Origin of the sequence: Microbacterium sp. Ru50 (assembly GCF_002920555.1) — a bacterium.
Lineage (GTDB): Bacteria > Actinomycetota > Actinomycetes > Actinomycetales > Microbacteriaceae > Microbacterium > Microbacterium arborescens.
In genome coordinates this window covers 21,631-44,145 of record NZ_PQSV01000001.1, presented here as the reverse complement: position 1 = coordinate 44,145, position 22,515 = coordinate 21,631, and the positions used below count along the sequence as shown (strand labels likewise).

Genomic DNA, 22,515 nt, shown 5'->3' with positions numbered 1-22,515 from the left:
TCGCGCCGAGACCACACCGTCCCCGGTACACGTTCGCCGGGAGCGTACCCTGTCGCGCGCCCGCGCGCACCGACCTCGAAGGAGAGGCCCATGCAACGAACCATCCCGCGGCTGGCTGCGGCCATCACGGCGGCGGCCCTGGCGGTCGGGGCGCTCGCGCTCCCGGCGGCGGCCGCTGACGATCCGGCACCGGTCCCGAGCACGATCACCGTGCCACGGGTCGAGAATCTCCCGGCGGACTTCATCGGCGGCGTCGACGTGTCATCGGTGCTGTCGCTCGAAGAGTCGGACGTCGTGTTCCGCGACGCGGACGGCGATCCCGGCGATCTGTTCGCGATCCTCCGGGATGCCGGGGTGAGCGACATCCGCGTGCGCGTCTGGAACGACCCGTTCGATGCCGACGGCAACGGATACGGGGGTGGCGACGTCGATGTCACCCGGGCCGTCGAGATCGGCCGTCGGGCGACGGCGGCGGGTCTCGGAGTCCTGGTCGACTTCCACTACTCCGATTTCTGGGCCGATCCCGCCAAGCAGCAGGCACCGAAGGCCTGGGCGGGGATGACCGTCGATGAGAAGGCCGCCGCAGCGGGAACCTTCACCCGCGACGCGCTCACGCGGTTCCGCGACGCCGGCGTCGACGTGACGATGGTGCAGGTCGGAAACGAGACCAACGGGGGCATCGCCGGGGTGACCGGGTGGGACGACATGGCGAGGATCTTCAGCGCCGGGTCGGCAGCCATCCGCGATGTCCTGCCCGCGGCCGGCGTCGTGCTGCACTTCACCAACCCGGAGCGCGAGGGCTTCTACGCGAACGTCGCGCACGAGCTGGACGCGCGGGATGTCGACTACGACGTGTTCGCGTCGTCGTACTATCCGTTCTGGCACGGCACGCCGGAGAATCTCACGGCGGTGCTGTCGCAGATCGCCACGACGTACGACAAGAAGGTCCTGGTGGCCGAGACCTCGTGGGCGTACACGCTCGACGACGGCGACGGGCACCCGAACGTCGTGAAGACGCCCGAGGACGCGACCCGCTACCCCGTGAGTGTGCAGGGCCAGGCCACCGCCGTCCGCGACGTCGTGCAAGCCGTGGCGGATGTGGGCGAGGCGGGCCTCGGCGTCTTCTACTGGGAGCCCGCGTGGCTGCCGGTCGGACCGCCGGAGCAGCTCGAGTCCAATCGCGTGCTCTGGGAGCGCGACGGATCCGGCTGGGCGTCGAGCTACGCCGGCGGCTACGAGCCCCATGACGCGGGACTGTGGTTCGGCGGATCGGCGTGGGACAACCAGGCGCTCTTCGACCACGACGGCAATCCGCTGGCCTCGCTGAACGTCTTCTCGTACGTGCGCACGGGCGCGGTCGCGCCGCGCAGCGTCACCGACGTGCAGCGCGTCGCGCTGACGGTGGAGGACGGCGACCCGATCGATCTGCCCGAGACCGTCACCGTGTCGTACACCGATGGCACGAGCGAAGCGCAGAGCGTCACCTGGACACCGGGGTCGGACACCGTCGACGGTGTCGGCGTGTACACGTTCTCGGGCACCACCTCAGCCGGCCTCGCCACGTCGGCGACCGTCACGGTGATCGGGCGCAATCTGCTCCGAAACGGCGGCTTCGAAGACCCCGATGTCTCGATGTGGCGCGCGGAGGGGCGCGGCCTCACCCTGCGGGCGACCGACGATCCCCGCTCGGGAACGCGCTCGGCGCACTTCTGGTCCGACGCCGCATACCAGTTCTCACTCGAGCAGGACGTCGTCGTGGCGCAGGCGGGCTGGTACACCGCGTCCGCCGCAGCCCAGGGCGGGGCTGCCGGCACCGACGGACGCCTTCGGCTGAGCCTGTCCAACGAAGCGGCTGCTGCCCGCGCGCTGCCCGCGGAGACCGGCTTCGCCCTCGACGGCTGGCGCGTGTGGTCGACCCCAGTCACGGACGGTGTGTTCGCGTCCGCCGGCGACACGCTCACCGTGCGGATCGCGGGCGAGCTGCCCGCCGGCGCCTGGGGAACGATCGACGACGTCGCCCTGGTCCGCGCCGCGCCTGCCGCGGACTTCTCGGCGCTGACGGCCGCTGTGGTCCGAGCTGAAGCGATCGACCGGACGTCCTACACCGCGGCATCCCTGGCCTCGCTCGATGATGCGCTCGCCTCAGCCCGCTCGGTCCTGTCCGCTCCGGCGACGCCTCAGGCGGAGGTGGATGCCGCGACCTCGGCCCTCACCACCGCCGTCGATGCGCTCGTCGCCCGAGCGCCCGCCCCCGCCGCATCCGAACCCGCACCCGCACCCGCACCCGGGCAGCCCGGCACGGACCCCGGTGCCACCACGACCACAGCGACCGGCTCGCTGGCCGCTTCCGGCAGCACCCTCCCCCTCGCCGCGCTGGCCGTCGCCGCGCTGCTGGTCCTCGCCGGGCTCCCCCTCGTCGCGCGACGCGGCTGACCCGCGAGAACGCACCGTCCCCGCGAAAACGTGCCCAAGATGGTGCGTTCTCGCGGGGATGGTGCGTTCTCGCGTCAGGGGCGGGCCGCGTCAGGGGCGGGCGCGGGCAGCCAGGGCGGCCTGATACAGATCGCGTGACGACAGGCCGGTGGCGGCGGCGACCTCGGCGGCGGCGTCCTTCAGACGGATGCCGTCGGCCACGAGCCGCTGCACCTGCGCGAGCGCATCGGCGGGGTCGGTCTCGCGCGCACCGGCGCCGTCGACCACGATGACGATCTCGCCGCGGATGCCCTCGGCGGCCCACGCGGCGAGTTCGTCGAGCGTCCCCCGGGCCACCTCCTCGTGCAGCTTCGTCAGCTCGCGGCAGACGGCCGCACGCCGATCGCCTCCGAAGGCGTCGGCCATGGCCCGGAGCACTTCCGCGATCCGGGAGGGCGCCTCGAAGAACACGAGCGTGCGCTGCTCGCCCGCCAGCTGGTCGAACAGTCGGCGTCGCTCTCCCGGTTTGCGCGGCGGGAAGCCCTCGAACGCGAACCGGTCGGTGGGAAGCCCCGACACGGCGAGCGCCGCGAGCACCGCGCTCGGCCCGGGCAGGACGGTCACGCGGACCCCCGCCGCGGCGGCCGCGGCGACGAGCCCGAACCCCGGGTCGCTGACGGTGGGCATCCCGGCGTCGCTGAGGACGAGGACGTCCTCGGTCCGCGCGCGCTCGACGAGTTCCTCTGCCCGCTGCTTCTCGTTGTGATCGTGAAGAGCGATCAGACGAGGACGATTCGTCACCCCGAGGGCCTGGAGCAGGCGCTGGGTCGTGCGCGTGTCCTCGGCCGCGATCGTCGTCGCCTCCTCGAGTGCGGTCACGAGCCGCGTCGTGGCGTCGCCGAGGTTGCCGATGGGCGTCGCGGCGAGGATGATCACCGCCCCAGCATAGGCTGGCGGCGTGACGACGACCGCTGAGCCGCTGCTCCCCGAGACACGTCGAACGAGCCTTCTCGACCGGTGGCACGCCCGATTCGGCGGCGACCCGGCCTTCGCCCGGCGGGTGGCGTGGATCGCCCCGCTCGTGATCACTCTGATCGCGGCCGTTCTGCGGATGTGGAACCTCGCCCACCCCCACGCCGTGGTCTTCGACGAGACCTATTACGTCAAGGACGCCTGGAGCCAGTGGGTGCTCGGGTACGCCGCGACCTGGCCCGACGGCGCCGACGAGCGTTTTCTCGCGGGCGAGACCGACATCTTCACCACGACGGGCAGCTTCGTCGTGCATCCCCCGCTCGGCAAGTACCTCATCGGGCTGCCGATGGCCGTGTTCGGAGCCGACTCGACCTTCGCCTGGCGCCTGGGCACTGCCCTCGCCGGCACGGCGTGCGTGCTCGTGCTGTACCTTCTGGCGCGCAGTCTCACCGGCTCGGTCGTCTTCGCGTCGCTGGCATCCGGTCTGCTCGCGATCGACGGCCTCGGGATCGTGATGAGCCGGGTCGCGCTGCTCGACATCTTCCTGACGATGTTCACGCTGCTGGCGTTCTGGTTCGTCGTCCTCGATCGCAACCGCACGCGCGTCATGCTCGCCGAGCGCATCGCGGCGCGGTGGGACGACATCGGCGCTCCGGCCTGGGGCCCGGTGCTGTGGAACCGGCCCTGGGTGATCGCCGCGGGGGCCGCGGCGGGCGCGGCGACCGCCGTGAAATGGTCGGGCGTCTGGGTGCTGGCGGCGATCGGCATCTATCTCGTCGTCAGCGACGCGCTGGCGCGCCGCAGCGCCGGCATCCTGTACTGGCCCGCCGACGCGACGGTTCGCCAGGGGGCGGTCTCGTTCGTGCTCCTGGTTCCGGTGGCGTTCGTGGTGTATCTGGCGTCGTGGACCGGATGGTTCGTCACCGACGGCGGTTACGACCGGCACGCGGCGGATGCGAACCCGGCGACGGGCTTGTGGTCATGGGTGCCCCTGCCGCTGCAGAGCCTGTGGCGCTATCACGAGTCGATGTACGGCTCGACGGCCGGGATGTCGACACCGCACGCCTATGCGAGTCCGGCCGCGCAGTGGCCGCTCCTGCTGCGCCCGACCTCGATGTACGCGGGCAGCACGCCCGGCGGCACCGGATCGTGCACCGATCCGAACGGATGCTGGGAGATCCTCTACAGCATGCCGAACCCGATCGTCTGGTGGGCCGGCGTCGCGAGCGTGCTGTACCTCGTCTACCTGTTTTTCCGCACCCGCGACGGCGCCTACGGCATCGTCCTGACCGGCGTCCTCGCGACCTACGCGCCGTGGCTGCTCTTCCCCGAGCGCACGATCTTCCAGTTCTATACCGTCCTGATCCAGCCGTTCCTGCTGCTCGCGCTGGTGTTCGTCATCCGCTCCGCGGTCAGGTCCGCGCGTCGCGACCGCGGCAGCACACGGGGCGTCGAACGGGTCGTGCTGGTCTTCCTGGGTGTCGTGCTGATCCTCGCCGCGTTCTGGTTCCCGCTGTGGTCGGCGATCTCGGTCCCCTACGAGTTCTATCGTCTGCACAACTGGCTTCCCGGCTGGGTCTGACGCCCGCGGGTGGCGGCCCCGTAGGCTAGGCGCGTGTTCCGCTACCCGACGCCCGACGACGCCCGCGGCTCGGGGTTCGCGATGGTCACCGATCGGTTCGCGCTGCTTCTCGGCCCGAGCGCCGGCGAAGCGCTGGCCGGGGCCGTGTGGGAGGCGATGACGGCGCGGGATGCCGCGTTCGAGGATGTCCTCTCGGTCATCGCGACCGTCGGCATCGGTGCGCTGCCCGATTTCGCCCTGGTCGAGCTCGTCGATGCGGGCTCCAGCGCCGTCTCCGTCGCCGTCCGCGGCGCGGCGACGATCGATCTGCACGGTCCTCAGCGCAGCAGCTACGCCGGTACGGGCGTCGGCACGTGGGTCGAGGGCTCGGCCCAGCACGTCGCGGGCATCTCCCTCGGGATCGGCGCCGCGACCGGACCCTCGCTCCTCCCCATCGGTCGGGGCGTCGTGCGCACCGACGCCCTGGAATGGGGTTCGACCGCGCCTGTCGCCTCGCCCGCTGTCGCTGCAACCGTCGTCGCGGCTGCACCTCCCGTCGCGGCGCTCGAAGACCTCGACCCGCTCGAGACCGTCGCGGTCGATCGTCGGACGCTGACCGAGTCCTTCGGCCCCCGGCGCCGCACCCAACCCGGCCCCGAGCCCGAGCTGGCATCCGACCCCGAGCGGGCGCCCGAGCCCGAGCCGCGGCCCGAGATCGATGACAGCACCGTTCTCGGCTCGCGCCGCACACCCGCCGCACCCGTCGGTGCGCAACCGCGCCGGTACGTCCTGCGCCTCGAGCCGGGCGGTACCTACCCTCTCGACCACCCCATCGTGCTCGGGCGGGCGCCGCGCGCAGCACAGCATCCGGGCGCCCGCATCGTCTCGGTGCCCTCGGCCCGCAAGGAGGTCTCGGGCACGCACGTCGAGGTCAGCCTCGACGCCGACATGCTCGTCGTGCGCGACCTGGGGTCGACCAACGGCACGATCGTGCGCGACGCGTCGGGCGACGCCGAGCTGCTGCGGAGCGGGGCGACCGCTCGGGTCGCGCCGGGTGCTGTGCTCGATCTCGGCGACGGCGTGCTCGCATCTTTCGAGCCGCTCTCGTGACGTCCGGTCAAGCGATTTCCCGGCCTGTGGTCGGTGTGTTAGAAAAATCTCACCGGATTCGGATTCCGGGGGACGTCATCGCGCCCCCGTTGACAGGGGGTGCATGACTCGTGGCGTCGAGACTGCCCTCCGCGCCGCCCGGTCTTGCGGGATTCACCTACGTCCGTCCCCTCGGTACGGGCGGGTTCGCCGACGTCTTCCTCTTCGAGCAGAACCTGCCCCGCCGCCCCGTCGCGGTGAAGGTCCTTCTCGAGGACATCATCGACGACAGCTTGCTGCGCATGTTCAACGCCGAAGCCGACGTCATGGCGCGCCTCAGCTCGCATCCCTCCATCCTGACGATCTACGAAGCGTCGATCTCCTCCGACGGCCGGCCCTACATCGTCATGGAGTACTGCCCCACCTCGCTCACCAACCGTTACCGGCGCGAGGTCATCCCGGTCGGCGAGGTGCTGCAGCTCGGAGTGAAGATCGGCTCGGCCCTCGAGACCGCGCACCGTTCGGGCCTCCTCCACCGCGATATCAAGCCCTCCAACATCCTCATCACCACCTTCGGCACCCCGGTGCTGTCGGATTTCGGCATCGCCGCCGCCATCTCCGGACGCTCCGACGGCGACGAGGTATTCGCGATGTCGGTGCCCTGGAGTGCGCCGGAGATCATCGACGAGCGCGTCTCCGGGTCGGTCGCGGCCGAGGTCTGGGGGCTCGGTGCGACGCTGTACTCCCTTCTCGCCGGGCGCAGCCCGTTCGAGCGCGCAGGCAGCGGTCAGAACAGCCGCGAGCAGCTCAAGTCGCGCATCCGGAAGGCCGCGTATACGCCGATCGGCCGGGCCGACGTGCCCGAGCGCCTCGAGCAGGTCCTCGCGCGCGCGATGAGTCGCGACCCGGGTGCACGGCACGCCACGGCGGCCGATCTCGCGCACGACCTCCAGCTCGTGCAGCACGAGCTCGGGCTCCCGCACACGCCGATGGAGGTGGCGGTCGACGAGTGGGCCGCAGCGGGGGCCACCGTCGACTTCGCCGACGACCGCGCACGCGGACCCGTCCGCCCCTCGGTGGCGTACGAGTCCCGCCGTCCGGCGCGCGCTGCGCGTGTGGTGGATCGCCGTCCCGACGAAGGCACGATCCTCGCGGGCGCCGAGCCGGTCCGCCGCCTCGGAACCGCAGCCCGGGTCGCCCTGATCGCCGGCGGCGCGCTGCTGGTCGCCGGGGCCGGTGCCGTCACGACGTTGCTCATCGTCGGCGGGAGCTTCTGAGATGGCGCGGCGCGAGAGCGCGCGTCCCCGCGTTCGCCGGACGACCTGGATCGCCGCGGGTGCGGTGACGGCGGTGCTCGCGGTCACCGCGACGCTCGCCGTCGTCTGGCCGGGGTACGACGCGCAGTCGACGCCTCCGGACGATCCGACGGTCTGGGCGCTGCAGAACGGCGCCGGCAGCGGATACGCCCGCGTGAACCTCGAGCTCGGCGAGATCGACACCGTCAAGCGCGTCGACAACGGCAGCGCGCTGGCGCAGACCACGGACCGCCTGTTCGTCTACAGCAACGGCTCATCGCAGTTCTCCGACGTCGACATGGGCCGGCCGGCCGACCTCACCGAGGACGCCCAGGATGTCTTCACCCCGACGCCTCCCGGGACCGCAGACATCGCCGTGACGGGCGACACCATCGCCTACCGCACCGAGGCGGGGGCCGTGTTCGGCTCGAGCCTGTCGGGCGGTGGCGAAGGGATCCCGATCGACCCCTATGCGGATGCCGAGGTGCCCGAGGGCGAGGAGCGGCCGCGCTTCGTGGCCACCTCCGTCGCCGTCGGCACGGACGGCGTCGTCTACGCCTTCTCGGCCGCGGAGAGTCGGGTCGTCCGCGCCGACTCGCGCACCGGCCGCATCCTCGGAGAGGACGCGGCACCGAGCGATCTCGACGCGGCGCAGCTGAGCGTCGTCGGCTCGCGCTGGGTCCTGCTCGACGACGCGAGCGGCGACGTGTGGGTGCGGGGGCGCGACGAGGCGATCACGACCGGTCTCGCCGGAGGCGCCAGACTGCAGGACGCCGCAGGCGACGGCGATCGCGCCTACATCGCCGACGCGGAGGGCGTCGTCGCCGTGGACCTCACCGGTGCCGGCGCGAGCCGCGCGCTCGACCGCCCCGGCGCCGGCACCGCCGCCAGGCCCGCGGTGCTCGGCTCGACGGTCTACGCCGCGTGGCTCGGCGATGGCGAGTCGGCCGGTTCACTGTGGTCGAGCGATGACCCCGGCACCGTCACGCCGCTGGACTACCGCGGCGCCGACATCGGCGACAATGTCGATCCCGCCTTCATCGGCAACGGCACGAGGCTCGCGCTGAACGATCGCCGCTCGGGCTGGGTCTGGAACGTCCCCGACGGGGAGCTCGTCGCGTCGTCGCAGCAGTGGGATCTCGACCGTCAGGTCGAGATCGAGCAGCAGGATGATGCCACCTCCGAACGTGTCGTCGATCCGAAGCCGCCCGTCGCCGTCGACGACGCCTTCGGGGTCCGAGCCGGTTCGGTGGCCCTCCTCCCGGTGCTGCTGAACGACCACGACCCGAACGAGGACGTGCTCAGCATCGACCCGGGCTCGCTGGAGAACCTCGACCCGTCGTTCGGAACCGCGTCGATCACCGGCGCGCAGCAGCAGCTGACGGTCGCCGTGTCTCCGGATGCCGCGGGCACCGCGACCCTCCGCTACCGGGTGACCGACGGCACGACCGCCGACGGCCTGCTCTCCGAGTTCGCGACGGTGACGCTCACGGTCGTGGACGACGAGCAGAACACCGCGCCCGTATGGTGTGGTGTCGAGGGATGCCTCGCCACCTGGCCGTCGCTCACCGTGGCTCCCGGCGGAACGGTCTCGGCCGAGCTGCTCGAGGGGTGGGTCGACCCCGAGGGCGACCCGGTCTTCCTCGCCGGCGCGACGAACGACACCGGCGTCGGAACGGTCACCACCACCCCCACGGGAACGCTGACCTACCAGCATCCCGATCCGAACGCCACGGAGGGCCTGACCGTGACGATCACGGTCACGGTCTCCGATGCGCGCGGCGCGGCCGCGACCCAGCCGCTCACGATCACCGTCACCCCCACGCCGGAGCTGACCGCCGAGTCGTTCGCGGTCACCGGCGTCGTCGGCGAGCCGCTCGACGTGTCCGTCGCGCCGTACGTCACCGGCGCCGCCGGGCCGGTGTCCCTCACCGGCGTCGTGCCGCTCGACGAGGCCCAGTCGACGGCGGCGGCGAACCCTGCCGCGCTGAGCATGGTCGTCACCGCCTCGGCCCCGGGCTCCTATCTCGTGCAGTACACCGTGCGCGACTCTCTGGCCGAGGCCACGGCGACCGTACGGGTCACGATGCTCGCGCCCGAGACGGCCGGCATCACCACTCCGCCCCTCACCGCATTCGTCCGGCCGAACGAGGACGCGACGATCGACGTCGCCGCCGCCGTGTCGAATCCGGCCGGCTCGGTGCTGCTGCTCAGCGACATCCGGCCCGAGAGCGACCCCTTCGCCTCGCTCGGCGTCGACCTGGTCGGCCAGAGCCTGCTCCGGGTGAGCGGCATGACCGACTCGGGTGAACCCGGCCGCCTCGGCGTCGTGCGATACACCGTGTCGGACGGTACCGGCAGCGCAGCCGCGACGGCGCAGGGCGAGCTGACCGTCGTCCTGCTCCCGGCCGCGACCGCGGAACCGCCGATCGCGGTCGATGACGCCGTGACCGTGCGCGCGGGCACGCAGATCGACATCCCGGTGCTCGAGAACGACACCGCTCCGTCGGGCGCCCCGATCGCCATCGATCCCTCGTCGATCGTGAACGAGACCGGCGGCGGGCTCGCTTTCGCGACGAGCCGGCTGGTGCGCTACCTCGCGCCCGAGGAGCCCGGGACGTACGCCCTGACGTACACGATCTTCCGGCTCGGATTCCCCGAGGTCAGAGACACAGCACGCGTGACCGTGACCGTCGTGGGTGACGAGTCGAACCAGGCACCCCTCCCGCGGACGCTGGTCGGGCGGGTCCTCAGCGGCCAATCGGTCAGCATCCCGCTCGACGCCTACGCCGTCGATCCCGACGGCGACCCCGTCGTGCTCGACCGCATCGTCGCACAGCCCGACCAGGGCTCGGCGACGATCTCGGCCGACGGCTCGGCGATCGTCTACACGAGCCCCGACGGCTTCAGCGGGCAGGTCAGGTTCCGGTACGCCGTGCGCGACCCCAGCGGAGCGACCGGGACGGCGGACGTGCGCGTCGGAGTTATCGACACGCAGACCGACCCGAGTCCGGTGACCTACAGCGATTACCTGCAGGTGCAGGTCGGCGCGGAGAGCACGGTGGTCGTGCGCCCCACCGACAACGACATCGACCCCGCGGGGACCGATCTCGAGCTGATCGACGTCGCACCGAACGCGCAGGAGGGCTCGAGCGAGTACGACACCCTGCGGGGCCTGATCGGACCGATCGAGAACGGCGCCGTGACTCTTCGCGCGGGCGACGTGCTCGGCACCTTCTCGTACACCTACACCGTCCGCAACGAGCGGGGCGACACCGCCATCGGACTCATCGTCGTCAAGACCGTCCGCGAGCCGGTGCCCGACTACCCGGTCGTGCGCGACACCGTGCTGACGCTGGAGAACCGCGAGGACTTCCCCCGAGGCATCGATGTGCTCGACGGGCAGGTGTCGTGGAACACCGGTGACGTCTCGGGCCTCCGTCTCTCGCTGTGGGGCGAGCCGACCGATCTCGCCGTCGACGGCTGGAAGATCTCGGGCGAGCTGCCCGAGCGCTCGCGCCTCATCCCCTTCGAGGTCACCGGCACCGCGTTCGACGGCACCGAAGTCACTTCGTACGGATTCCTCCGCGTGCCCGGCGAGGCCGACGTCCGCCTCGCGCTGCGCGAGGGCTTCCCGCCCCTGCAGGTGCGCGAGAAGGAGAGCGTCGATGTCGACCTCGCTGACGCCGTGCGCGTCCCCCGCGGCGCGACGCTGGTGATCGACGACGGCATCCGCGCGGGCGGCGCTCGCGGCGAGGCCGTGTGCAGCGTCGTGTCGGGCACCACGATCCGATACTCCGCCGGTGCCGGCGCCCCGTGGACCGACAGCTGCATCGTCCCCGCGCGACTGAGCACGCAGGACGTCGCCACCTTCCTGACGCTCCGGGTGACGATCGAAGCCGAGATTCCCCAGCCGACCCTGCGCAGCGCGTCGCTCACCGTCAGCCCCGGCTCGACGCAGACCTACGACCTGGGGCAGATGGTCCAGTGGGCCGGTCGCGCCGATTGGGACTCCGTCCGCTATGCGGGCGCGTACGGCGGCGACCAGTTCACCGTGACCGTCGAGGGCAGCACCGCGACGGTGACGGCAGCGGATGCCGCGCGTCCCGGGCGTCAGGAACCGGTCGCGATCTCGCTCCCGAGCCACTCCGACGCCGCGCCCGCCAATCTCCTCCTGACGGTCGGTCCTGCACCCTCGACGCTGCCCAAGGGCGGGTCGGCGGTGCAGACGTGCTCGCAGTCGGGCGGCGCGACCTCGTGCACGATCGAGGTGATCGGCGGGGCCGGCGAAGTGAACCCGCTGCCCGGCACGCCGCTGCGGCTCGTGGGCGCCAGCGGCCCCGGCAACTGCACGGGCGTGTCGTTCTCGCGCGCGAGCGACACCGCCGTACGAGCGACGTGGAGCGCGGATGCGCCGGGCGCCGCCGATTGCACCGGCAGCTTCACCGTCGAGGACGCGCAGGGGCGTCAGTCCAGCGGGGCCCGCAACGGGCAGGTGATCCTCGACCTGCAGGGCCTTCCGGCCAATCCCGCGCGCGTGGAGTGGACGGCGTACACCGGTGACTCGGTGACCCTGCGCGTGAGCTCCGACAGCGGTTCCTACCCCGCTGTCCAGGGCTACCGGATCACCGCGGGTGGCCGCGAGGTCGCCACCTGCCCGGCATCCGGGTCGTGCTCCCCGATCTCCGCGCCCGTCGGCGAGAAGATCACGTACGAGGCGCGGGCCTACAGTTCCGTCGGCGAGTCGCGCTCGACCGTGCGCACCCAGGCGTGGGCTTACCGCCCGCCGGCACAGCCCGCGGGATCGTCGTTCGAGCCGACGCCCAACGGACGCGACGGGGGACGCGCTACCATCACCGTGACCGGACTGGATGCCACGACCGGCAGCGTGCGACTGAGCGGCGGGCGCGCGGGATCGGACACGCGCCCCGTGGTCGGCGGCACCGCGACGTTCCCCAACTACGACGTCGGATCGAACTCCGCGATCACTCTCACGGCGACGCCGCTGACGACCTTCGACCTGCCGCCCATCGCGGCCGGCTCGAGCGAAGGGCAGTCGCGTGCCGTCACGGCGCACGGCGTCGGCGCCCCGGGCCTGACTCTGTCGGAGACCAACACCTCGAACTCCATCCGCGTGACCGCGTCGGTCACCCCCAACGGCGATGGCACGCAGACCCTCATCGGTTTCAGCGACGTGTCGGCCGAGGCCTGCGTTCCCACCGGGTCGGCGACGAGCCAGCAGTTCGAGGCGCAGGCGTTCAAGCGCAAGACGGTCTGGGCGTGCGCCGAGCACACCTTCAACGGAAAGCGCGGCTTCGGCGTCACGGGCGCCGAGATCTCGGCCCGTCCGGTCGGCAGCGTCGAGGCGCCCGAGGGGATCACCTTCTCGGTGAGCACGCAGCCGAGCAGCGATGGCACGACCTACACCTACGGCGCACAGCTCAACCGTCCGACCGATCCTCCGTTCGAGGACGCCCAGTTCAGGCTCCTGAACGGCCGCACGACGGTCGCCGACTTCACCCCGGGCTACAACGCTCCCGTGACCGGCTGGTCCGGACGCTGGTGCGACACGTTCCTCGGCTTCGACGCCAACTGCTCGGACGCCTCTCCGATCGAACCGGCTTCCGCAAACGCATCCTTCCCGGTTCAGGTCTCCGCGAACTCGTTGCCGTCGTGCCGATCGGACCAGACATCCGTCCCCGCGTGGAGTCCTCCGGGCCTCCCGTCGGGCACGTATTCAGTCGCTTCCGAGGCCGTCGGCGGCACGGGCACGGTACGGAGCAACCGTTACACGGTGACGTGGACGGGGCCGTTGTCCGGCTTGCAGAAGCTCACCCTGGAGCGGTCCTGCGAGCAGATAGCCGCCCCGCAGCCGACACCCACCGAGCCATCCGCCGATGGCACCGGCAACACCGCCCCCTGACAGCCGCCGCATGGCGAACCGAGAGGACCCCATGAGCATCACACCGGAGCAGACCGCCTGGTTCCAGGAGACGTTCGCGACGCTCGTCGACAACGTCGAGAAGGTCGTGCTCGGCAAGCGCCACGTCATCGAGCTCGCCTTCACCGCGATGGTCTCCGAGGGTCACCTCCTGCTCGAGGACTACCCGGGAACCGGCAAGACCTCACTCGCCCGCGCCATGGGGCAGACCGTGCAGGGCACGAGCAGCCGCATCCAGTTCACGCCCGACCTGCTTCCCGGTGACGTCACCGGTATCACGGTCTACGACCAGAGTCGCGGCGAGTTCGAGTTCCATCAGGGCCCGATCTTCGCCAACGTCGTCCTCGCCGACGAGATCAACCGCGCCTCGCCGAAGACGCAGTCGGCTCTGCTGGAGGTCATGGAGGAGGGCCAGGTCACGGTCGATGGTGTGAGCCGCCGGGTGGGCGTGCCCTTCCTCGTCGTCGCGACGCAGAACCCCGTCGAGCAGGCGGGCACCTACCGCCTGCCCGAAGCGCAGCTCGACCGCTTCCTGATGAAGACGACGCTCGGCTACCCCGATCACGCCGCGACCGTGCGCATCCTCGAGGGGGCCGCCGAGACGCGCCGCGAGGTGTCCCCCGTCATCACGCCCCAGGGCGTGGTGAGCATGGCCGACATCGCACGCGGGGTCTACCTCGACGCCCTCGTCCTCGACTACATCGCCCGCCTCGTCGAGGCGACGCGGCTCGCGACCGAGGTGCGCCTCGGGGTGAGCGTCCGCGGGGCGATCGCGCTGACGAAGGCCGCGAAGACCTGGGCCATCGCGCACGGCCGCAGCTACGTCACGCCCGACGATGTGAAGGCCCTCGCCGAGCCCGTGCTCGCGCACCGTCTGATCCTCGACCCCGAGGCGGAGTTCGACGGCGTGACGGCCGGGGCGGTCATCGGGCAGGTTCTGCTCGACACCGTGCCGCCCAGCCAGAGAGAGACCGTGTGAGCTTCGACACCGAGTCCCGCCTGACCCGGACCTCCGTCTCGGAGGGCACGGGTTTCGCGCGCACGCGGTTCGGCACCACCGGCCGCACGACCGTGCTCGCGGTGCGTGGCGTGCAGTCGTGGCGACGTCTGCGGCGGGCCGCCACGGCGACGGCGCGATGGATCGCCGAGACGGTCACGGTCGCCGGGTGGCTGATGGTGGTCGCCGCTGTCCTCGGGCTGGGCATCGGCCTGTCCCTCGGTCTCATGGAGTTCACCGCCGCCGGCGTCGTCGCCCTCGTGCTCCTCGTGCTGTCGGTGCCCTTCCTCTTCAGCGCCCGCGCCTACCAGGTCGATCTGCGTCTCGAGCATGACCGGGTCGTCGCCGGCACCCAGGTGGAAGGAACGCTCGTCGTGACCAACGTCGGCGCGGCGCCCGCCCTCCCCGGTCGCATCGACGTCCCCGTGGGAGACGGCATCGTCGACGTGCACGTTCCTCTGCTGCGCCACGGGCACACCCACACCGAACAGGTCGTGGTGCCCACCCACCGGCGCGGCATCATCACGGTCGGTCCCGCTCGCACCGTGCGCGGCGACCCCCTCGGCATCCTCAAGCGCGAGGGCACGTGGGACGACGTGCACACGCTCTACATCCATCCCGTCACCACGGCGCTCCGCAGCACGACGACCGGTTACATCCGCGATCTCGAGGGCAGCGCGTCGCGCACGGTCGTCGACGCGGACTTCTCGTTCCACGCGATCCGCCCCTACGTCGCCGGCGACTCGCAGCGCCAGATCCACTGGAAGTCGACCGCGAAGACCGGCACCCTCATGGTCCGGCAGTACGAGGAGACGCGGCGCAGCCGCATGGTCATCGCCCTCGCGGTCGGTGCCGACGAGTACGCCTCTGACGACGAGTTCGAGCTCGCCGTCAGCGCCGCAGCCTCGCTCGGCATCCGCGGCATCCGCGACGGACGCGACGTCGACGTCGTGGTCGGCGGAGAGGTGCCGGAGTTCGCCCGCCGTCGCATCCGCACCATCCGCGAGCTCACGACCATCACGACCCGCACTCTGCTCGACGACCTCGCCGGGCTCGACCGCCTCGAGCACGTCAGCCCGCTGCGCGATGCGGCGTCGCTCGCCGCGGAGAGTCACCCCGACGTCTCGATCGGGTTCCTCGTCTGCGGCTCAGCGCTCACCGCTGCCCAGCTGCAGTCCGCTGCCCTCGCCTTCCCCGCCGACGTCGGCGTCATCGCGGTGACCTGCTCGCTCGAGGCCGAGCCGGGCTTCCGCGCGCTCGGGAGCATGTCGGTGCTCTCCATCGGACTCCTCGACGACCTCCGCCAGCTGCTGTCGCGGGCGGCGCAGTCGTGAGCGCGCCCGCACGGCGCGACCTGCGCGCCCGACGCACCTCCCGGACCCCCTGGCGCTTCTTCGTCCTGCAGGCGGTCGTGCTGTTGCTCGTGCTCGCCGTGGGCGCGTTCGCCGCGTGGCCCATCTACCGCAGTGCGGCGTTCGTCATCGTCGTCGCCGCGGCGCTGGTGGCGGGGACGGCCATCGCGGCGGCCGGACTGCGCTGGCGTCTGAACGGCTGGTGTATCGCGCTCGCCGCGATCGCGACGTACGTCGTCCTGGGTCTCCCGCTCGCGGCCCCCGGCTCGCTCGGCTCGCTCCCGCAGGCGCTCCAGGGCCTGCGGGGCGTCGTGACGGCCCCGGTCACCGGGTGGAAGGACCTCCTGACCCTCGAGCTGCCGCTCGGCAGCTATCAGGCCACGCTCGCTCCCGCGCTGCTGGTCTTCCTCGGTGCCACGGTGCTCGCGCTGTCGGTCGCGTGGCGCGGCGGACGGTGGTGGCCGCTCGCCGTCGTCACGGCGCTCGTCCCCACGGTGTTCGGCGTCGCGTTCGGATCCACGGCCCCCATGCCCGGCCCGGCGGTCGGGCCGGTGGCGCTCAGCCGCGAAGCACTCGTGGGGATGGCCGCCCTGGTGGCGGCGCTCATCGCGATCGTGTGGCGCACCACGGCAGACCGGCGGCGCGCGATCGCGACGGCGACGGCCGCGACAGGCGTCCGCAGCGGCAGCAGGCCCATCCGCGGGCTCGCCGGGCGGATCGCCACGGCCGCGGGGATGGTCGCGGTCGGCCTGGTCGGCGCGACGATCATCGCGCCGTGGGCGCTCGCGGGGGCGCCCCGCGACGTGCTCCGGGCCGACGTCGACCCGCGGCTCGAGCTCGCCGCCGAACTGAGCCCGCTCGGGCAGTACCGCACCTGGTTCTCCGACGACCGCTTCGACCAGCCCATGTTCCGCGTCACGGCGCCCGAGGGCGTCGACCGGGTGAGGCTCGCGACGCTGCCGTTCTACGACGGCCGGGTCGCGCGGGTCGTCGACCCCGCCGCGCCGGCCGGTGACCCGCGCTCGTCCTTCACCCGGGTCCCCTCGGCGCTCCCCGCCGGCGCCGGATCGGTCACGGGATCCGCGCGCATCGCGATCGAGGGCTGGGACGGCGTCTGGATGCCGACGGTCGACGCCGTCACCTCCGTCGACTTCGACGGCGCGGATGCCGCGACCCTGGCCGACGGTTTCTACTACAACGCCGAGACGTCCGCGGGTGTGCAGCTGGCGGACCCGGGCCTCCAGCCCGGCGCCGAGTACCGGCAGGGCACCGCTCGTCCCGAGGCCGTTCCCGCCCTCGGTTCGCTGGAGCCCGCACGGGGCACGCCCACGCTCGGCGACGACGTCGTGCCCGAGAGTCTCGTGCGATGGATGGACGAGCACGCGAACGGCTCCGGCGGGGCGGGACTGGAGCACCTCATCGACCTGCTCCGCGCACGCGGATTCCTCAGCCACGCCCTCACGATCGACACGGCAGCACCACCGGCGTGGATCACCGATCTCGGCGACTACGCGTTCCAGCCGAGCCGGGCCGGGCACTCCACCGACCGCATCGACCAGCTCTTCGGGGATCTTCTGGCTCGCGAGGACGAGGTCGGCGGTGAGGACGACGCGGCACTGGTCGCGGCCATCGGCGACGACGAGCAGTTCGCCGTGGCCGCGATGATGATCGCCGACCGGCTCGGCTTCGACGCCCGGATCGTCGTGGGCATGCGGCTGCAGTCGACCGACGATACGCTCGCGACCTGCGACGACGGGCTGTGCACGGCCGGAGACATCTCCGCGTGGCTCGAGGTGCGCGGTCTCGGTCCCGACTGGGTCGCCGTCGACGTCACGCCGCAGCACGCGGTGTTCCCCTCCCCCGACACGCAGCAGCGGCAGGATCCGAAGATCCCGACCGATGTGCGGCAGGAACAGGCCGAGACGGTTCAGCCCGCCGAGGCGAATCCCAGCGACGGCGGCCGCAGCCCCAGCGACGACACGGCGACGTCGCGCGACCTCACCGCGCTGTGGACGGCTCTCCGCATCGGCGGGATCTCGCTCCTCGTGCTGCTTCTGCTCGTCGGGCCCTTCGCTCTCATCGTGCTGGCCAAGCTCGTGCGACGCCGCGGCCGCCGCGCCAGCACCGACCCCGTGGAGCGGTTCACCGGCGGCTGGCAGGAATTCGTCGATTCCGCGGTGGACCACGGGCTCCCCGGGCCCGGCTCGCTGACACGGCAGGAGCTCGTGGTCGCGTACGGCGGTTCGGTCGGGGCGACCGAACTGGCGACGCTCGCCGACCGGTCGGTGTTCGACGCCGCACCGCCCGACGAGGACGAGGCGGAGCGTTTCTGGCGGATCGTCGAGTCCGAACGTTCGCGGCTCGATGAGGGCCTGGGCTTCTGGGCCCGGCTCCGCGCGCGGGTGTCGCTCCGCTCGCTGGTGCGACGGGAGCGTCGCGTCGGCCGAGCGCAACGGCTGCCGCGCGGACGGCGGGATCGATAAGGTGGCACGCGGCACGCGCGGAAGGTTCCGCGCTCGAGGGCAGGAGAACAGGTGAAGGCACAGGGCTTCACGATCGACCACGCAACGGCGGTCATCGCGCTCGGCGGCTCGAACGGCGGCCCCACGGGCGCCTTCGCGGCCCTCGGGATCGTCCAGGTCGTGGTCGGCATCGGGATCTACGTCTGGACGGCGTTCGCACTCACCGCGGTGTTCCGCAAGACGGGCATCGATCCGTGGCGCGCCTGGGTGCCGGTGCTGAACATCTGGGAGCTCTTCGTCCTGGCCGGCATGCGCGGGTGGTGGGCAGCCGTGCTCGCCGGTGGCGCCGTCCTCGTGACCATCATCTCCGGCGTCGTCGCCGGCATCTTCGCCGGGATCGCGCTCAACGCGGGCTTCGGCGGTGACGCCGGCAGCGCGGCCGGCGCGCTCGCCGCCGCAGGGATCGTGCCATCGCTCATCTGGCTCGCCTTCATCGCGTTCGCCCTGGTCATCCACGTTCGGATGCTGCGCGCCCTGTGCCGCGGGTTCGGACTGGGCACCGGGTTCGTCGTGCTGGGCGCCCTGCTGTTCCCGGTGTGGGCGAGCGTCGTCGGCTGGGGCTCGGCGCGGTGGCTCGGCCGTGAAGCACCGGCCGAGCCCGGGCCGTTCCGTACGTCCGCGGCCCCGGCCGCGGGTGCGGCGGTGCCGACATCGCCCGTCGCCGCGTCGCTCGCGACACCGGCACCCGCCGCGGTGCCCGCGCCGCCGCTCTTCGCGCCGCCGAGCCCTGCACCCGGCGTACCCGCTCCGCCCGCCGCGCCGGCCGCGCCCGCGGCATCCGAGCCCATCAGCGCGAGCCCGTGGGCCCCGCCGCCCCCGCCCGCCGAGTCTGCACCGGCCGATCCGACTCCGCAGTCGTGGTCCGCCCCCGCCCCGGCGGCCGCTGCGGTACCCTCGCCGGCTCCCGCTCCGGCTCTCGCGGCCGACGAGGGGGACGTCGACGAACGCACCGTCCTCGCCGCACGACGCGGTCCGCAGACCAGTCTCCGGCTGCCGAACGGGTCGTCGGTTGCGCTGTCGGCCACCGCCGTCGTGCTCGGACGCAACCCGCTCGCGCCCGATCAGGCGCCGGATGCGCAGGCGATCGCGATCGACGACGTCACCCGCACGGTCTCGAAGACGCACGCCCTGCTCCAGCACACCGGCTCGGGCTGGACGATCACCGACCTGGCCTCCACCAACGGCGTGTTCGTCGGCCCCGACGACGTCGAGGCCTCGGGACCGACGCCCGTTTCGGGGGTCTTCCACCTCGGAGACGCCGAGCTCGAGCTCACCGAGGCCTGATGACCACCGCGACGCCTCCGATCGATGTCCACGTGACCAGCGGCAGCCGGACCGACACCGGGCGCCGTCGATCCGTGAACGAGGATGCGCTGCTGGCCGAGTATCCCGTGTTCGTCGTGGCCGACGGCATGGGCGGACACGACGCGGGCGACCGTGCCTCGGCCGCGGTCATCGAGGTCTTCCGGCCGCTGGTCGGTCGCGACGACCTGCGGCCAGAGGAGGTCGCGGACGCCGTCGAGCGCGCTCATTCGGCGGTCGCCGTCGTCGCTGCCGGAACCTCCCGCGGAGCCGGCTCCACCCTGTCGGGAGTCGTCGCCGTTCAGCAGGGCGGTGTGCGGCGCTGGCTCATCGTCAACGTCGGCGACTCGCGGGTCTACCGACTGCTCGCCGAGCGGCTGGAGCAGCTGACGATCGACCATTCGGTGGCACAGGAGCTGGTCGACGCCGGTCAGCTCACGCGCGAGCAGATGGCGACGTACGAAGGCCGGAACGTCATCACCCGCGCCATCGGCGGCGAGCGCAGCCGCGCCGACTTCTGGCTCATCCCGATCGTCACCGGTGAGCGCATCGTCGTGTGCTCCGACGGGCTGACCGGGGAACTCTCCGACGAGGCGCTCCGTGCCGGCCTGATGATGGGCGGCTCCCCCGCCCAGACGGCGGAGTCCCTCGTCGCCCAGGCCCTGGCCCACGGCGGCCGCGACAACATCAGCACGATCGTGCTGGACGTCGTCGCGGGCGGCATCAGTCCCCGCCTCGAGGACACGACCGGAGGCATCATGAACAGCGAATCGGTCACCGCGACGGTCGAGGTCGCCACGGCGCGCTCTCGACGCCGCCGAGCGGACCATGGCTGAGCTGCGCCGGCGGTCGCGACAGCCCCTGCCGGCTCCGGGCGACATCGACGGCCGTCGGCCCGAGCGGATCCTGGCGTCGAGCGATCGCGCCGACGTGCACCTGTACCGGGATGCTGCGGGCCGGAACCCCGCGGCGGTGAAGGTCCTCCGTGACCCGCTCGACGATGATGAGCGCTCGGTCTTCACGGCGGCCTCCGCTCGACTCGTCGCCCTGTCCGCTCATCCCAGCGTCGCGACGATCCACTCCGCCGGCACCACCGACGACGGTCGCCCGTACCTCGTGATGGAGTACTGCTCGCGCGCCGACCTGGCCGAGACGGCGTCGCGCCGCCCGATGAGCGTGCCCGAGGCGCTCCGACTGCTGGTCCGCCTGTGCGGCGCCGTCGAGACCGCGCACCGGCACGGGCTCGCCCACGGGCGGATCCGCATCGAGAACGTCCTGACGACGGACTACGGGTGGCCGGCGCTGATCGGCTTCGACACCGATGCCCTGCTCCGCCGCGGCGAGCGCAACGCGACCCCGGCGGCGCGGGCCGCGGATGTGCACGGCCTGGCCGTCGCGGCGACCGAGCTGCTGACGGGACGGCCCATCGCCGAGACGGCCTCACCCCTCGAGGGCGCCGATTCGGTGCCTGCCGAGTTGGAGACGCTCGTGCTCACGACTCTCGGGGCGGGAGAGGCGGGCGGCGGTCCGACCGCCGCCGAGTTCGGTCTGGCGCTGCAGCGCATCGAGGCGGACCGGCACCTCCCGATCACGCACCTCGACGCTCGGGAGCCGAGCGCTGACGCCTCCGACGGTGACGACCACACCGTGTTGTCGACCCGGCATGCCCCAACGGACGACCACACCGTGCTGGCCGGCCGGCGCCGGGCCGGCGACGATGTCGCCCCCGAGCCCGATGGTGTCGACCGCACCGTCATCGCCCATCGCCGCCGCAGCCCCGGGGACGACGGTCCGGTCGACCAGGATTCCGACGAGCGCACCGTCCTCTCGGCTCGCACGTCCGTCTCCGACGACGATCGAACCGTGCTGTCCGTCCGGAACACCGGACCGGACGACGACCGGACGCGTCTGGTGTCCCGGTCGATCCCCGCCGCGACCGATGTCCCTGCACGCGACGAGGCGCCCGCGGCAGATCCCGACAGCGAGCCGACGGCGTTCGTGCGCCGTGAGCGGCGCGACGACCTCGTCCGCGGCCGCGTCGACACCGAACGTCTGGCGATGGGACCGGACGACGACGGCGAGCGCTACCGGGTCCGGGCGACGCCCCGGCTCGCCGAGGTGTCCCGGGTCCGCGTGGAGGCGCCGGTTCGACAGACCGCGCCGACGACCGCGTCGCGACGTCGTGGCACGGCAACGGTCATCGCGGTCATCGGGATCGGGGCGATCGTCCTCGGCGCCGCCGCGACAGCCGTCGTGATGATGATCGGAGGAGGAGCATGACAGCCATCGACAACGACACCGACGAGCACGACCGCGAGGAGGTGGGCGCCGCCGCGGGCGAGATTGCCGAGAGCGTTGCAATCGAGTTCTGCGGCGAGTGGTTCCGCCCCGTCGCGGGAACCACCTACGCGATCGGGCGAGACGCCGACCTCGTCATCGACACGAACCCGTACCTGCACCGACGGCTGCTCGCGATCGACGCCGAGCACGGTCTGTGGTGGCTGTCGAACATCGGCCAGTCGATCTCGGTGAGTCTCGCCACGCCCGACGGTGCCTACCAGGCGGTGCTGGGCCCCGGCGCTCGCGTTCCGCTGGTGTTCCCCGCTCTCGTGGTGATGTTCACGGCGGGCGCCTACACGTACGAGCTGACGGTGCACACCGACGGGTCGCGCTTCACCGTCCGAGACAGCTTCCCCCGCACCGCGGACGAGCATGTCGGCACGACGACCGTCGGTGCGGTCGCGCTGACCTCCAGCCAGCGACTGCTGCTCCTGGCCATGTGCGAGCCGATCCTGCGCGGCGGCATGGTGGGCTCGAGCCAGGTGCCCACGTCGGCAGCCGCGGCGGAGCGACTGGGCTGGCCGCTGACGACGTTCAACCGCAAGCTCGACAACGTCTGCGACAAGCTCGACCGCGAGGGCGTGCGCGGCCTCCGCGGCGGCGTGGGCAAGCTCGCCACCAATCGCCGCGCGCGTCTGGTCGAGCACGCCGTTCTCTCACGCCTCGTGACCGCCGCCGACCTGCCGCTCCTCGACGAGATCCGCGACGAACAAGCCTGAAACGCGCCGCAGC

At 72.2% G+C, this 22,515-nt stretch carries 13 protein-coding genes; 12 read left to right on the top strand and 1 reads right to left on the bottom strand.

Annotated features, from left to right (window positions below):
- Positions 1-90: 90 nt before the first annotated feature.
- Positions 91-2,433: a glycosyl hydrolase 53 family protein gene (locus C3481_RS00155; RefSeq protein WP_103840359.1), complete on the top strand. Its 2,343-nt coding sequence runs from the start codon at positions 91-93 to the stop codon at positions 2,431-2,433.
- A 90-nt stretch (positions 2,434-2,523) separates the two neighbouring features.
- Here the strand turns inward: C3481_RS00155 and rsmI are convergent, their stop codons facing one another.
- Positions 2,524-3,348, bottom strand: a complete 825-nt coding sequence (gene rsmI, locus C3481_RS00150; protein ID WP_023950271.1) for a 16S rRNA (cytidine(1402)-2'-O)-methyltransferase — start codon at positions 3,346-3,348, stop codon at positions 2,524-2,526.
- Positions 3,349-3,370: 22 nt separating this feature from the next.
- Here rsmI and C3481_RS00145 point away from each other — a divergent pair, with 22 nt between their 5' ends.
- From C3481_RS00145 to C3481_RS00095, 11 genes are all read left to right on the top strand, one after another.
- The gene (locus tag C3481_RS00145) at positions 3,371-4,966 is read left to right on the top strand and encodes a dolichyl-phosphate-mannose--protein mannosyltransferase (protein ID WP_071917992.1); all 1,596 of its coding nucleotides are present in this window, start codon (positions 3,371-3,373) and stop codon (positions 4,964-4,966) included.
- 33 nt (positions 4,967-4,999) lie between these two features.
- Positions 5,000-6,055 (top strand): FHA domain-containing protein, encoded by a 1,056-nt coding sequence (locus C3481_RS00140; RefSeq protein ID WP_103840357.1) that lies wholly within the window; start codon positions 5,000-5,002, stop codon positions 6,053-6,055.
- Between the two features lie 110 nt (positions 6,056-6,165).
- Complete coding sequence (locus C3481_RS00135) at positions 6,166-7,311, top strand: serine/threonine-protein kinase (RefSeq protein ID WP_103840355.1); 1,146 nt, start codon at positions 6,166-6,168, stop codon at positions 7,309-7,311.
- Position 7,312: 1 nt separating this feature from the next.
- Positions 7,313-13,252 (top strand): Ig-like domain-containing protein, encoded by a 5,940-nt coding sequence (locus C3481_RS00130; protein ID WP_103840353.1) that lies wholly within the window; start codon positions 7,313-7,315, stop codon positions 13,250-13,252.
- A 31-nt stretch (positions 13,253-13,283) separates the two neighbouring features.
- The gene (locus C3481_RS00125) at positions 13,284-14,249 is read left to right on the top strand and encodes a MoxR family ATPase (protein ID WP_023950264.1); all 966 of its coding nucleotides are present in this window, start codon (positions 13,284-13,286) and stop codon (positions 14,247-14,249) included.
- Entirely contained in the window at positions 14,246-15,601 is a 1,356-nt protein-coding gene (locus C3481_RS00120; protein ID WP_103840351.1) for a DUF58 domain-containing protein, read from the top strand. Before C3481_RS00125 ends, C3481_RS00120 begins: the two co-directional genes overlap by 4 nt.
- Entirely contained in the window at positions 15,598-18,102 is a 2,505-nt protein-coding gene (locus C3481_RS00115) for a transglutaminase domain-containing protein (RefSeq protein WP_103840349.1), read from the top strand. The genes C3481_RS00120 and C3481_RS00115 overlap by 4 nt, the downstream gene beginning before the upstream one ends.
- Before the next feature lie 51 nt (positions 18,103-18,153).
- A complete protein-coding gene (locus C3481_RS00110) occupies positions 18,154-19,425 on the top strand; it encodes a DUF5684 domain-containing protein (RefSeq protein ID WP_103840347.1) in 1,272 nt (423 codons plus the stop codon).
- Positions 19,425-20,279, top strand: coding sequence for a PP2C family serine/threonine-protein phosphatase (locus C3481_RS00105; RefSeq protein WP_023950256.1), 855 nt, complete (start codon positions 19,425-19,427; stop codon positions 20,277-20,279). Before C3481_RS00110 ends, C3481_RS00105 begins: the two co-directional genes overlap by 1 nt.
- Complete coding sequence (locus tag C3481_RS00100; protein WP_103840345.1) at positions 20,272-21,723, top strand: protein kinase; 1,452 nt, start codon at positions 20,272-20,274, stop codon at positions 21,721-21,723. The genes C3481_RS00105 and C3481_RS00100 overlap by 8 nt, the downstream gene beginning before the upstream one ends.
- Positions 21,724-21,785: 62 nt before the next feature.
- On the top strand, positions 21,786-22,502 hold the full coding sequence (locus tag C3481_RS00095) for a hypothetical protein (protein WP_036304804.1): 717 nt from the start codon (positions 21,786-21,788) through the stop codon (positions 22,500-22,502).
- Positions 22,503-22,515: the final 13 nt, after the last annotated feature.